The sequence below is a fragment of the Chitinophaga varians genome (genome assembly GCF_012641275.1).
Lineage (GTDB): Bacteria > Bacteroidota > Bacteroidia > Chitinophagales > Chitinophagaceae > Chitinophaga > Chitinophaga varians_A.
This window is the reverse complement of record NZ_JABAIA010000002.1, coordinates 730,957-743,775: the sequence shown is the minus strand read 5'-3', so window position 1 is coordinate 743,775 and position 12,819 is coordinate 730,957. Positions and strand designations below refer to the sequence as shown.

General features: G+C 48.1%; 12 protein-coding genes. 5 read left to right on the top strand and 7 right to left on the bottom strand.

From position 1 onward, the window contains the following. Window positions 1-67: 67 nt before the first annotated feature. On the bottom strand, window positions 68-1,246 hold the full coding sequence (locus HGH92_RS34190) for an AIR synthase related protein (RefSeq protein ID WP_168872082.1): 1,179 nt from the start codon (window positions 1,244-1,246) through the stop codon (window positions 68-70). Window positions 1,247-1,365: 119 nt separating this feature from the next. Between HGH92_RS34190 and HGH92_RS17625 the strand changes: the two genes are divergently transcribed. Beyond that, complete coding sequence (locus HGH92_RS17625; protein ID WP_168872081.1) at window positions 1,366-2,307, top strand: bifunctional riboflavin kinase/FAD synthetase; 942 nt, start codon at window positions 1,366-1,368, stop codon at window positions 2,305-2,307. Here HGH92_RS17625 and HGH92_RS17620 read toward each other — a convergent pair. The 3 genes from HGH92_RS17620 to HGH92_RS17610 are packed head-to-tail and all read right to left on the bottom strand — an operon-like array spanning window position 2,304 to window position 4,335. Then, window positions 2,304-2,573, bottom strand: a complete 270-nt coding sequence (locus tag HGH92_RS17620) for a hypothetical protein (RefSeq protein WP_168872080.1) — start codon at window positions 2,571-2,573, stop codon at window positions 2,304-2,306. The two genes, HGH92_RS17625 and HGH92_RS17620, sit on opposite strands and share 4 nt — an antisense overlap. Before the next feature lie 15 nt (window positions 2,574-2,588). Then, window positions 2,589-3,584, bottom strand: coding sequence for a DNA polymerase III subunit delta (gene holA, locus HGH92_RS17615; protein WP_168872079.1), 996 nt, complete (start codon window positions 3,582-3,584; stop codon window positions 2,589-2,591). Window positions 3,585-3,609: 25 nt separating this feature from the next. Continuing rightward, window positions 3,610-4,335, bottom strand: a complete 726-nt coding sequence (locus HGH92_RS17610) for a ribonuclease H-like domain-containing protein (RefSeq protein WP_317166424.1) — start codon at window positions 4,333-4,335, stop codon at window positions 3,610-3,612. A 103-nt stretch (window positions 4,336-4,438) separates the two neighbouring features. Between HGH92_RS17610 and HGH92_RS17605 the strand changes: the two genes are divergently transcribed. After that, window positions 4,439-5,401 carry a hypothetical protein gene (locus HGH92_RS17605; RefSeq protein ID WP_168872078.1) on the top strand — a complete coding sequence of 321 codons (963 nt, stop codon included), beginning with the start codon at window positions 4,439-4,441 and terminating at the stop codon, window positions 5,399-5,401. 100 nt (window positions 5,402-5,501) lie between these two features. Here the strand turns inward: HGH92_RS17605 and HGH92_RS17600 are convergent, their stop codons facing one another. Then, window positions 5,502-6,317: an acetolactate decarboxylase gene (locus tag HGH92_RS17600; protein WP_168872077.1), complete on the bottom strand. Its 816-nt coding sequence runs from the start codon at window positions 6,315-6,317 to the stop codon at window positions 5,502-5,504. Window positions 6,318-6,824: 507 nt separating this feature from the next. Between HGH92_RS17600 and HGH92_RS17595 the strand changes: the two genes are divergently transcribed. Continuing rightward, on the top strand, window positions 6,825-7,220 hold the full coding sequence (locus tag HGH92_RS17595; protein WP_168872076.1) for a response regulator: 396 nt from the start codon (window positions 6,825-6,827) through the stop codon (window positions 7,218-7,220). Window positions 7,221-7,308: 88 nt separating this feature from the next. On the opposite strand, the gene HGH92_RS17590 is transcribed toward HGH92_RS17595, so the two are convergent. Beyond that, complete coding sequence (locus HGH92_RS17590) at window positions 7,309-8,952, bottom strand: ABC-F family ATP-binding cassette domain-containing protein (RefSeq protein WP_168872075.1); 1,644 nt, start codon at window positions 8,950-8,952, stop codon at window positions 7,309-7,311. Window positions 8,953-9,111: 159 nt separating this feature from the next. Between HGH92_RS17590 and HGH92_RS17585 the strand changes: the two genes are divergently transcribed. Then, complete coding sequence (locus HGH92_RS17585) at window positions 9,112-9,780, top strand: carbonic anhydrase (RefSeq protein WP_168872074.1); 669 nt, start codon at window positions 9,112-9,114, stop codon at window positions 9,778-9,780. Window positions 9,781-9,791: 11 nt separating this feature from the next. Continuing rightward, entirely contained in the window at window positions 9,792-10,613 is an 822-nt protein-coding gene (gene murI / locus HGH92_RS17580; RefSeq protein ID WP_168872073.1) for a glutamate racemase, read from the top strand. Window positions 10,614-10,688: 75 nt separating this feature from the next. Here murI and HGH92_RS17575 read toward each other — a convergent pair whose 3' ends face one another. Then, entirely contained in the window at window positions 10,689-12,734 is a 2,046-nt protein-coding gene (locus HGH92_RS17575) for a S9 family peptidase (RefSeq protein WP_247654964.1), read from the bottom strand. Between the last annotated feature and the right edge of the window lie 85 nt (window positions 12,735-12,819).

Sequence of the window (12,819 nt, the reverse complement as noted above, 5' to 3'; positions counted from 1 at the left end):
TAAAACTAAAACAACAACGCCGGACCTGAATGGTCCGGCGTTTATTTTATAATCTTAAAGCGATTTTTTACTGGTAGATAAAAGTGCCTGCCGGCGCTTTTACAGTGACCTGTTTCTGTGCGGCAGCTTCCACTCTTCCGATGATCTGTGCATCGATATTAAAGCTTTTGGAAATACTGATGATATCTGCCGCGATAGCTTCCGGTACGTACAATTCCATCCGGTGGCCCATGTTGAACACCTGGTACATTTCCTTCCAGGAAGTGCCGGACTGCTCCTGGATCAGGGTGAACAGCGGCGGAACGGGAAACAGGTTGTCTTTGATCACATGCAGGTTTTCGATGAAGTGCAGCACCTTGGTTTGGGCGCCACCGCTGCAATGTACCATGCCGTGTATCTGCGGACGGAACTGTTCCAGTACTTTTTTGATCACTGGCGCATAGGTGCGGGTGGGCGACAGTACCAGCTTACCGGCATCTATAGCGCCGAAGCCGGGAATATCAACTTTATCTGTCAGTGCCTTTTTACCACTGAACACCAGTTCAGCCGGGATACCGGGATCATAGCTCTCCGGATATCTGGCCGCCATGGCTTTATTGAACACGTCGTGACGGGCGCTGGTAAGGCCATTGCTGCCCATGCCGCCGTTGTATTCCGTTTCGTAGGAAGCTTGGCCGTAGGAGGCCAGTCCCACTACCACATCACCAGCCTGAATACGGTCATTGGAGATCACATCGCTACGTTTCATGCGGGCTGTCACCGTAGAATCCACGATGATGGTCCGTACCAGGTCGCCTACGTCTGCGGTTTCCCCGCCGGTGGAATAGATGCTGATACCGTGTTGGCGCAGTTCAGCCAGGATATCTTCGGTGCCGTTGATGATAGCAGCGATCACTTCGCCAGGCAACAGCTGTTTATTACGGCCGATAGTGGAGGATAACAGGATATTATCGGTAGCGCCTACGCAGAGCAGGTCGTCCATGTTCATGATGATAGCGTCCTGTGCAATGCCTTTCCATACGCTCAGATCGCCGGTTTCCTTCCAATACATGTAGGCGAGGGAGGATTTGGTGCCCGCGCCATCTGCGTGCATGATATTGCAATAAGCATCATCACCGCCGAGAATATCCGGCACTATTTTGCAGAAAGCCTTCGGAAACAGGCCTTTATCGATATTTTTAATGGCATTGTGCACATCTTCCTTGCCAGCTGAAACACCACGTTTGGCGTAAATATTATTATCCACCGGAAATCAAATAAATATGAAAATAAAGTAACAATCTGGCTGCAAAAGTAACAGATTCCGTGCATAATGCCCGCTGAATGTGTTAGATTTGCATGGCATTTTTGATGTTATTGAATTATATGCAGGTTCACAGGGACTTAAAGCATTTACCGGAATTCCGTAATGCGATTATCACGATAGGCACTTTTGATGGCGTACATGCAGGGCACCGCTTCATTATAGAACAATTGGAGCAGGCCGCTGCGGAGTGTGACGGAGAGACCGTGATCGTCACCTTTGACCCGCATCCGCGGGAAGTACTGATGCCCCGCCCCAATAATATCCGGCTGCTCACCACCCTGCCGGAAAAGATCGCCCTGCTGGAGCAGGCCGGTATTGATCACCTGGTAGTGGTGCCTTTCACCAAAGCTTTTTCTGAACTCTCCGCCCGCGAATACCTGGAAGACTTTCTGGTAGCGCGTTTCAAGCCACATACCATCATCATTGGTTACGACCACCGTTTTGGCCATAACCGGGAAGGTGGGCTGGAACTGCTGGAAGCGGAACAACAACAATACGGTTTCCGGCTGCTGGAGATCCCACAGCAGGTAGTCAATGATCTCACTGTAAGTTCCACCAAAATCCGTAAGAGCCTGCAGGAAGGCGAGGTATTACTGGCCAATGAACTGCTGGGATATCCGTATTTCCTGAGCGGCACCGTGGTACATGGCGACAAAATGGGCCGGCAGCTGGGTTATCCCACCGCCAACCTTCACCTGAACGACGAACGGAAACTGATCCCGGCGGAAGGCATTTATGCCGTAAGGGTAAAAGCCCCCGGTCATGAGGACCTCCTGCCCGCTGTAATGAGCATTGGCTTCCGTCCTACCTTCAACGGCACAGACCTCCGCCTGGAAGTACACTTGTTTGATTTTAATGAAGACCTCTACGGTCAGGAGCTGACTGTCTATTTTATAGCGTATATCCGCGCCAATCAGAAGTTTGACGATATTAAAGACCTGGTCGTACAGATGGACAGGGATTCTGCCCAGTCCAGAGAGATATTGGGAGCAAAAGCCTAAAGCTCTTCTCCCAGGAATTCGATTGGTTCCTCTTTCTTTGGCGGTTTCAGTAATTTATAGGCCCTGTAGAAGAAATAGCAGGCCAATGCCAGTCCGCCCAGCAACATTCCCCCAGACTGAAGCACATAGCTGGTGGTATAACCGCCGTTTTTCATGACAGGATGGAGCTTGACCATCATCCATATAAATGTGGCGCTGGAGTATAGTGCATAAAACCCGGCTATCAGTACCACTATACCAAGTATTATACGTAATACGGGATGCATCTCAGATGAATTTAATCAGTTCATTATTTTATACATCAGTTCCTTCATCAGTTCTCCGTCCTCCACACCTGCATCGTTGATACCGATGCTGCGCAGATTATAGTGTTGCAGCAGCAGGATAGCCTTTTCTGCGTTCTCGGGGCCATACTGGCGGGCCGCAGCCATATAGTCCTTCACAAAAAACGGATGCACGCCCAATGCCGAAGCTATTTCCTTTTCGCCGCCTTTCACGCCGAAGATGAGGTTCACTTTTGCGAAGAAGTTATAGAGGGCGGGCAGCGTCATCTGGATGGGCGCCGCTTTAGGGTTGGCCGCAAAGTAGGAGATGATGCGGAACACCTTGTCGGCGTTCTTTTGTCCGAGGGCGTTTTGCAGTTCAAATACGTTGTATTCCTTGCTGATGCCTACATATTTTTCGATATCGCCTTCATCGATTTTTTTGCCTGCCGGCAGATTGACCAGCAGTTTGTCTATTTCGTTGGCGATGCGGGAAAGGTCGTTACCAATATGGTCTACCAGCAGGATGGCCGCTTTCTGCGTGATGGCCAGTTCGCGGCTGCTGACATAGGATTCCACCCATGCCGGGAGCTGGTTATCGTACATTTTTTTAGTAGACAGCAGCACGCCTTTTTCCTTGATCAGCTTGGCCATTTTGCTGCGGCCGTCTATTTTGCCCTGTTTGTGGGCCACGACAAACACCGTAGATGGCATGAGGTTTTCAATATAGCCTTCCAGTTTGAGCAGGTCGCGCATGGACTGGGCTTCTTTTAGCACCACCACCTGTTTTTCGGCAAACATGGGATAGCGGCGGCAGGCGTTGACCACGGCAGTCCAGTCAGTGTCCTTGCCATATAATACGGTGAGGTTAAATCCTTTCTCTGCTTCATCCAGCAGGTCGTGTTCCGCGTAGGCAGTCACCTGATCGATAAAAAACTCTTCCTCACCTTCCAGCCAGTAGAGGGGCCGGAATTTCTTTTGTTTCCAGTCGCGTATAATGTCCTGATATTCCATGATCTGTTTTTGTGGGTTTGCCCGGTTATTTCACCAGGGTTACCTGTTCTTCCTTCAACAGGGGCAGTCTTTTAAACCGGAGCAGTAGCTGGGCCACGGCTGTTACATCTTTCTGGCAGTAGGCCACTATTCTTTCCAGGTCGTGGTTTTCCCAGTATACCTTCCCTACCATGCTGCCGTCGATATCGTCTTTGGGCGTTTCTATGCCCAATACAGCGGTGAGCAGTTTCAGGGAGATGTAATGCCTTGCATCACCGAAGCGCCAGAGCTGGAGGGTGTCCAGCATGGGCATTTCCCATGGTTTAAAGCCGTGAAGCTGCAAAGGTTTGGGCAAAGATAACTGATGAATAACAGACCGGCGGCAAATAAAAGGGATATCAAATTCTTTTATGTTATGCCCGGCAAACTGGAAGTGGGGATACTTCGTATGAAACTTATCCACTAATGCTAAAAAACCATTGAGCACAATTGCTTCATCGTCATTATAAAACGATTTCATCCGCAAATGATAGGCATTATTTTCCAGGCTGAAGAAGCCGACGGATATACATATAATTTTTCCAAATTCGGCGTAGATCCCAGCCCTGTCAGCGTATAGTTCCGCTTCATTTTCGGATTCTGGCGCAGTTTTTGCCATTTTCTCTCCCCAGAGCCGTTGCATGTTATCCGGCAACTGTTCCAATGCCGAGGTAGCCGGAGTTGTTTCTATGTCCAACAACAATAACTGATCTAATCCTGTATTAGGTAACACGTTTTGAAGACTTTTATGCGTTTGAGAAAATATATTCTATTATTATAGTAATTTTGAATAATGATTTTTAACCATATAACAATTAAACATAAAACAAACAACTATGACTGAGAACACTTTTAACACACCTGCACCGGGTTCACCCGGACCAGAAAAACCGCGCAGCCGCAATGGCCTAATTTACGGTATTTTAATTGCGGCTCTGGCAGGTACCTGGATTTACATGCTGTACGACAAAAATAAATCCAGTGAACAACTCGCACAAAAAACTGTTCAGGTAGATTCCATTTCTTCATCCCGTGATGCCTTACAACAGGAATATAATGCTGCCAACGCCCGTCTGGACGACCTGGTTTCCCAGAATACCCGTATGGACAGCCTGGTGAAAACCAAGGATAAAGAAATTCAGGATATGAAAGCGCGCATTTCCAGTATCCTGAGCAATAAAAACGCTACACAGGCGCAGTTGGCCGAAGCCCGTCGCCTGATTGAACAACTCAAATCCAGCATCGAAGGTTATCAACAGACCATCGAGCGCCTGGAAGGTGAAAAAATTGTACTGGCAGGTGAAAGAGACGTAGCCCGTAAAGAAAGGGACTCTGTGGGCGTGGTAAAAGACAGCCTGAACAAAAAAGTGGACCTCGGCTCCGTATTACATGCTTCCAATATCCAGCTGCTGCCGCTGCGCATAAAACACAACGGCAAAGAAGTGGAAACTTCCAAAGCTAAACGCGCAGACATGATGCGGGTGAGCTTTGACCTGGACGACAACAGGATCGCTCCTACCGGTGACAAGGAAATTTTCGTTGCCATCACTGCTCCTGACAATACCCCGCTGGCTGTAGAAGCACTGGGTTCTGGCAGGTTCACTCTGGAAGACGGTACCGAAAAACTGTACACCACCAAAAAAACCGTGGCTTACACAACTGGTCAGAAACAATCCGTTACCATGGACTGGAAACAGAACTCTGACTATAAAGTAGGTGACTACACCGTTGAAATCTATCACAACGGTTACAAGATCGGCCAGGGTAAAGTGACGTTGAAAAAAGGCGGTCTGTTTTAATCGGACCTGATAAAGAGATATAAAAAACGGGCTAATCCAAAAAGTAAATACTTTAGGATTAGCCCGTTTTCTTACATGTTTGTTGTAGCCAGAACAAAGTTTAGTTTTTCCCTCCCCTTTCCACGCTTTTAATATCCTCCTCCCGGTTCTTTTTAAAATCAAAATGATGGAAGTCATTGGTGGCAGGCACCTTGATGGTGTAGCTGTCCAATATATCTATCTCAATGGTGATATCATCCGTTTTCAGGTCGATAATATGCCCTCCTGCATCTTTTTGGGCAGACAGATAATGAAAGTGATAACCGGAGATATTCGTGTTGTCCATAAAGTAAGGCAGGCGGTAGCCAATCAGGTCGCCCTGTACTTCCTTAAATTCAAAGAATTGCTGCTTGCCGAGCATTGCCGCCAGCGGTGTATGGTCATGCTCCAGAACAGGAGGAAAAGCCCTGGTTTTGATATAGCTGAACTTCCCGCTGATGTGGACGGCGTACATACCATTCACATTGGTAAGGATGCTGTCGAGATAATGGAAAAGCGCGGCTTTGTCCAGCGTTTGGTGCAGGGAGATTTTTTTATCTGCATGAAAGAAATTAACCATACAGAAAGGCGTCAGCTGTTTGTCGTTTACCAGGAAAGTTTTGCCGGTGTATTGGGTCTGATAGGTCTTTCCCTGATAGATCATTATTTCTCCGTCCAGCTTGTCCGGCGCTCCCAGGCCAAAATCACCATGTTGCAGAAGGGCTTTATAAGGATAAAAACCATCATACAGGCCACCGATGAGCGCAGAACCGACCCCGGCCGTAAAAAGGGAATGATGGGCCGTGTCCGGAGAAGTGTTTTTTGGGGCACTTTTGAGGACCGGCCTTGCACTTTGCAGGCTACCGGCCAGCAGCAGGAGTAAAAAAGTAAGACGCATGATAATTGAGTTTTCAGGGATTAAATATAGGGCGAAGGTATAGGAAACAAAATACCTGTACATGCAGCTTGTCAATAACATGATGCGAACGTTTCCTCTCTCCGATCAAGATTAGATTTCTTTCCAAAGCCTTCACCAGTGCGGACCACTGATAATTTTTTAACCGTTCTTAATTGTTAACGATTAGTTATTGATAAAAAGTTATATATAAAAATAAAATTAAATTAACGTTCTTTGCGACTATAATTACAAAATAGCCTAAGGCCACCCAAAATGGTGAGGATAACCGGGACCAATGCTTTTGAATCGAGGATGTGACCTGAGTAAATGTACCAGCTTTAACCCGTTTGATGTCATGAAAACGATCTGCGATTTCAGAATTTGTTATGCCCTGAATCGTGGTCATTTATGCGAACAGGAACTCTGATACAGGAATTACATTCCCCTCTTTTTGTGCGCCGATGCTATTTGACAGGACCAGTTCAGCAGCCCAATTAAACCATAAGCATGGAAGACATGAACAAAATAGTGTACGTTGTAGATGATGATGAAATTTTCCACTTCATTATCAAAAAGATGTTGGTGCAACAGGACGATAATCTTGTCATTACTTCCTTCCTGTGTGCAGAAGAAGCCCTGGAGCAGTTATCCAGTAATCCACAACGCACGCTGCCTTCTCTTATCATCCTGGACATGAACATGCAACGGATGAACGGATGGGATTTTATAGAGGCATACCGCGGACTGAAATCATCACTCAAAAACAATATTCCTATTATCATGTGCTCCTCTTCTGTGGACGTGCGTGACATGCAAAAAGTACAACATACCCCTGAACTGATGGCGTATATTACCAAGCCACTGGACAAGAATAAAATGAAGGTTATTGAAGAATACCTTTAGTCCTTACTTACTAACTACTATTCCAACTAAAAAAGCAAAGACCTGAGCAGTTGCTCAGGTCTTCGTTTTTTATGCCTTATTTATTTTCTTATGCAAAGACTGCATTGTTGTACATTTCTTCGCGCAGTGTTTTCACACGTTCATCGGCCAGGTACTCGTCGAAAGTCATCATACGGTCGATGATGCCTTTAGGCGTCAGCTCAATGATACGGTTCGCCACAGACTGCATAAACGTATGGTCATGTGTTGTGAACAGCACAATGCCTTTGTAGTTGATCATGCTTTCGTTGAAAGACTGGATAGACTCCAGGTCCAGGTGGTTGGTAGGTTCATCGAGGATCACCACGTTAGGGTCCTGCAGCATCATACGGCTCACCATGCAACGTACTTTTTCACCACCGCTCAGCACAGAAGTTTTCTTCATGATCTCATCGCCGGCGAAGAGCATTTTGCCCAGGAATCCGCGCAGGAAAGGCTCGTCCACGTCTGTAACGTGAGCAGGCACGTATTGGCGCAGCCAGTCCAGCAGGTTCAGGGACGGATCTGTAAAGTAAGCGGAGTTATCGTTTGGCAGATAAGCGTTGGTAACGGTGGTGCCCCACTCTATTTTACCGCTGTCTGCTGCCACTTCGTCCTTGATAACCTGGAAGAAGGTAGTCAGTGCCAGGTGGTCTTTAGACAGGAAAGCGACCTTATCGTTTTTATTGATAGAGAAGGTAACGTCAGTAAAGAGTTTGCGGCCGTCCACTGCTTTTTCCAGTTTTTCCACATTCAGGATCTGGTTACCTACTTCACGCTGTTGTTTGAAGATGATACCCGGGTATTTACGGTTAGAAGGCTGAATATCTTCAATAACCAGTTTTTCGAGGGCTTTCTTACGGGAAGTGGCCTGTTTACTTTTGGAAGCGTTGGCGCTAAAGCGGGCGATAAAGTCCATCAGGTCTTTCCGCTTATCTTCCATTTTCTTGTTTTTATCCGCGATCTGGCGGGCCATCAACTGGGAAGACTCGTACCAGAAAGAGTAGTTACCGGAGAAGATCTGGATTTTGGCGCGGTCCACGTCTGCCACATGCGTACATACCGCATCGAGGAAGTGACGGTCGTGGGACACCACGATCACGATATTTTCGTAGTCGGCCAGGAAGTTTTCCAGCCATCCGATCGTTTCCACGTCCAGGTCGTTCGTGGGCTCATCCAGCAGCAGGATGTCCGGGTTACCGAACAGTGCCTGGGCCAGCAGTACCCTTACTTTCAGGCTACCGGGGATATCTTTCATGAGCACGCTGTGGAATTCTTCTTTCACGCCGAGGTCGCCCAGCAGTACACCAGCATCGCTTTCAGCCGTGTAACCGCCCATTTCACCGTATTCCGCTTCCAGTTCACCGGCGCGCATACCGTCTTCCTCAGAAAAATCTTCTTTGGCGTATATCTCATCCTTTTCCTTGGCGATCTCCCACAGCTTCTTGTTGCCCATCAACACTGCATTCAGTACCGTAACCTCATCAAACTCAAAGTGGTTCTGTTTCAGTACGCTCATGCGCTCGCCGGGAGTGATTTCCACGGTGCCTTTGTTCGGCTCTATTTCGCCGGACAATATCTTCAGGAAGGTAGACTTACCTGCTCCATTAGCCCCAATCACACCATAACAGTTCCCTTTTGTGAAATTGAGGTTTACTTCGTCAAACAATACTCTCTTTCCAAAAGAGAGCGTTACGTTTTTAACACTGATCATGCTGGCTATGTAAATTTTGAAGCTGCAAAGGTACGAATACTATAACTGGATTCCAAGTTAACAGATCTATATCAAAATCAATATTTAACGGTTGATTTTTAAGGGTTTGTATCCATATAACCTTTCTGTGCGTATCTTTAGCACAAAAAAAACACGGCAATGACAAGTTATAACCAGGTATTTGAAAACAACCGCCAGTGGATAGCCTCCAAACTGGCCACCGACGCGGAGTTCTTTGAGAAAATGGCTGACACCCAGACGCCGGAGTACCTTTATATCGGTTGTAGCGACAGCCGGGTACCCACCAATGAAATCATGGGACTGGGCGCCGGTGAAGTATTTGTGCACCGCAATATCGCCAATGTGGTACCCAACACTGATCTCAATGTAATGGCGGTCATCAATTACGCTGTAGTGCACCTGGAAGTGAAACACATAGTAGTATGCGGCCACTATAACTGCGGAGGCGTAAAAGCCGCCATGCAACCCAAAGACCTGGGCATCCTCAACCCGTGGCTGCGTAACATCCGTGACGTATACCGCCTGCACATGGATGAGCTCAATGCTATTCCTGATGAGCACGACCGTTACAACCGCCTCGTGGAACTGAACGTACAGGAACAGGCTATCAACGTCATCAAAACAGCCGCCGTACAGAAATCCTATCTCGCCAAAGGGTACCCTGTGGTACACGGATGGGTATACGATATCAAAAACGGCCAGCTGAAAGACCTGGAAATCGACTTTGAAGGCGTACTGCACGAAATTCAGCGGATATACGACCTCACCGGCTCCGGCATGATGCAGAAAGACAATAATAACCAATAAAGCATACTACCATGGGGCCTATTGGTGTTTTTGACTCCGGCTACGGCGGGCTCACCGTGCTGAAAGAAATCATCGCGGAACTGCCGCAGTACGAATACGTTTATCTGGGAGACAACGCCCGGACGCCCTATGGCGGCCGTGGTTTTGAAACCATCCATGCCTATACGCTGCAGTGTGTGCAGCAATTGTTCGACATGGGCTGCCCACTGGTCATTCTTGCCTGTAACACCGCCTCTGCCAAAGCACTGCGCACCATACAGCAGAAAGACCTCCCGCGGATAGCGCCCGACAGGCGGGTACTGGGCGTGATACGCCCCACCACCGAAATGGTAGGCACCCTTACCCAAACCGGCGAAGTGGGCATTCTGGCCACCAAAGGGACCGTTGCTTCCGAGTCCTATCCGATAGAAATCAAAAAATTCTTCCCGGAAGTACAAACCTATCAGCTGGCCTGCCCCATGTGGGTGCCGCTGGTGGAAAACAACGAACACGAAAGCGACGGCGCCGATTATTTCGTCAAGGAATATCTGGATAAAATCCTCTCCCAGTCGACAAACATAGACACGCTGGTACTGGGGTGCACCCACTATCCCCTGCTGATGAAAAAAATACGGCAGCACCTTCCTGGCGGCATCACCGTCCTGTCGCAAGGCAAAATTGTGGCCCACAGCCTCAAAGACTACCTGAAGCGGCATCCGGAAATGGAATCCCGCCTGAGCAGGAACAACCTCCGCCGCTTCTTCACCACCGATGATCCGGCCATCTTTGATACGATGGCAGAAATCTTCTACGGCAAAACGGTGCAGTCTGAAAAGCTGATGCTGACCGTATAGCCGGTGACGTTATAAACGAAAAAAGACGCTGAGGGGCATCCTCAGCGTCTTTTTTCGTTTATAACCTTTGTGTACCTATTTCGCGAGCTTTAGCAGGAAAGCGTATTCCAGCGCTACTTCCTTCAAGGCTTCAAACCGTCCGGAAGCGCCACCGTGGCCTGTTTCCATATCCGTATGCAACAGCAGCAGGTTATGGTCTGTTTTCAGCTCCCGCAGTTTGGCCACCCATTTCGCCGGTTCCCAGTATTGTACCTGTGAATCGTGCAGACCGGTGGTCACCAGCAGGTTGGGATAGGCTTTGGCCGTTACATTATCATACGGGGAATAGGACTTCATGTACTCATAAGAGTCTTTGTTTTTAGGGTTGCCCCATTCGTCAAATTCACCGGTAGTGAGCGGAATGCTTTCATCCAGCATGGTAGTCACCACGTCAACGAACGGCACCTGTGCCACCACGCCATGGAACAGGTCGGGCCGCATATTGATCACGGCGCCCATCAGCAGACCGCCGGCGCTGCCGCCCATAGCATACAGCTGGCCCGGATTGGTATAGTTCTCCTTTACCAGGAAGGCAGCACAGTCGATGAAGTCAGTAAAGGTGTTTTTCTTTTTGAACATTTTACCATCTTCATACCACTGACGTCCCATTTCCTGTCCGCCGCGCACATGCGCAATAGCGAATGCAAAGCCGCGGTCCAGCAGGCTGATTCGGTTGGAGCTGAAGGCCGCGTCCAGGCTGTGGCCATAAGACCCATAGCCATACAGCAACAACGGACCTTTGCCGTTTTTATGGAAATCCTTTTTGTAGACGATGGAAATGGGAATTTTAGTGCCATCTGTAGCAGTGGCCGTCAGTCTTTCAGTAGCGTAGTTTTTAGGATCGTAGCCACCCAGCACTTCCTGTTGCCGCTTCAGTTCCTGCTTGCCTGTTTCCATGTTATAATCGTACACGGAGGTGGGCGTAATCATGGAGGTGTACTGGTAACGCAGCTCTTTGCTGTCCATCTCCGGATTGATACCGAGGTAGGCGTCGTAGGCCGGTTCTGCAAAAGAAAGGTATTTGTCTTCGTGCGTTTTATCATTGATCACACGGATCTGGGTAAGCCCGTTCTTTCTCTCTTCCAGCACCATAAAATCTTTGAACACATCGATACCGCTTAACAGCACGTCACTGCGATGAGGGATCACTTCTTTCCAATGGTCACGGCCGGTCTGGTCCAGCGGTGCTTCCATCAGCCGGAAATTCAGCGCGTTCCAGTTGGTCACGATATAGAACTTATCGCCTTTATGATCGATGTCGTACAGCATGTCTTTGGTGCGCGGCTGGAAAACGGTAAAGGCGCCATCAGGTTTGGAAGCATCAAGGACGCGGCTTTCGGAAGAAAGGGTGCTACCGCTGTGGATAACGATATATTTACCGGATTTTGTTTTCTGTAAACTGAGGCTGAAGGTTTCGTCTTTCTCATGATATACTTCCTTGTCCGCATCGTTACCCAGTAAATGTTTCATGACACGGTCGGCCCGGAGGGTAACGGTGTCCTTCAGGGTATAAAAGAAAGTCTTGTTATCATTGGCCCAGCAGGAACCGCCGGTAGTTTCGGGGATAGCGTCTTTATAGGTTTCGCCGGTTTCCAGGTTCTTCACATAGATGGTATAACGGCGACGGCTAACCGTATCAACGCCATAGGCCAGCAGTTTAGTATCGGGGCTGACGCTTAGTCCGCCTACCTGGCAATAGGCATGGCCTACAGCGAGGTCGTTCACATTCAGGATGATTTCCTCGTCTGCTTCCAGGCTGCCTTTTTTGCGGCAGTAGATGGGATATTCCTTTCCTTTTTCGTAGCGGGAATAATAGTAATAACCGTTTTTGAGATAAGGCACGCTCATATCTGTTTCTTTGATACGGCCTTTCATTTCTTCAAACAGTTTTTCACGCAGTTCTTTTTCGGGGGCCATGGTGGAATCCAGGTAGGCGTTTTCGGCATTGAGCCAGGCCAGTACTTTAGGATCTTCCCGGTCGTTCATCCAGTAATAGTTATCAATTCTGGTATCTCCGTGTATCGTCAGTTCTTTTGGTATTTTTTCCGCAACGGGTGGCTGGAGGTTATCCTGATTAGTCATATTTTTTTTCTTTTCGTGACAAGACATTAACACAATTCCTGTAAGTAAAAGTAAGCATACCTTCTTCATGGAAACAGGTTTTACT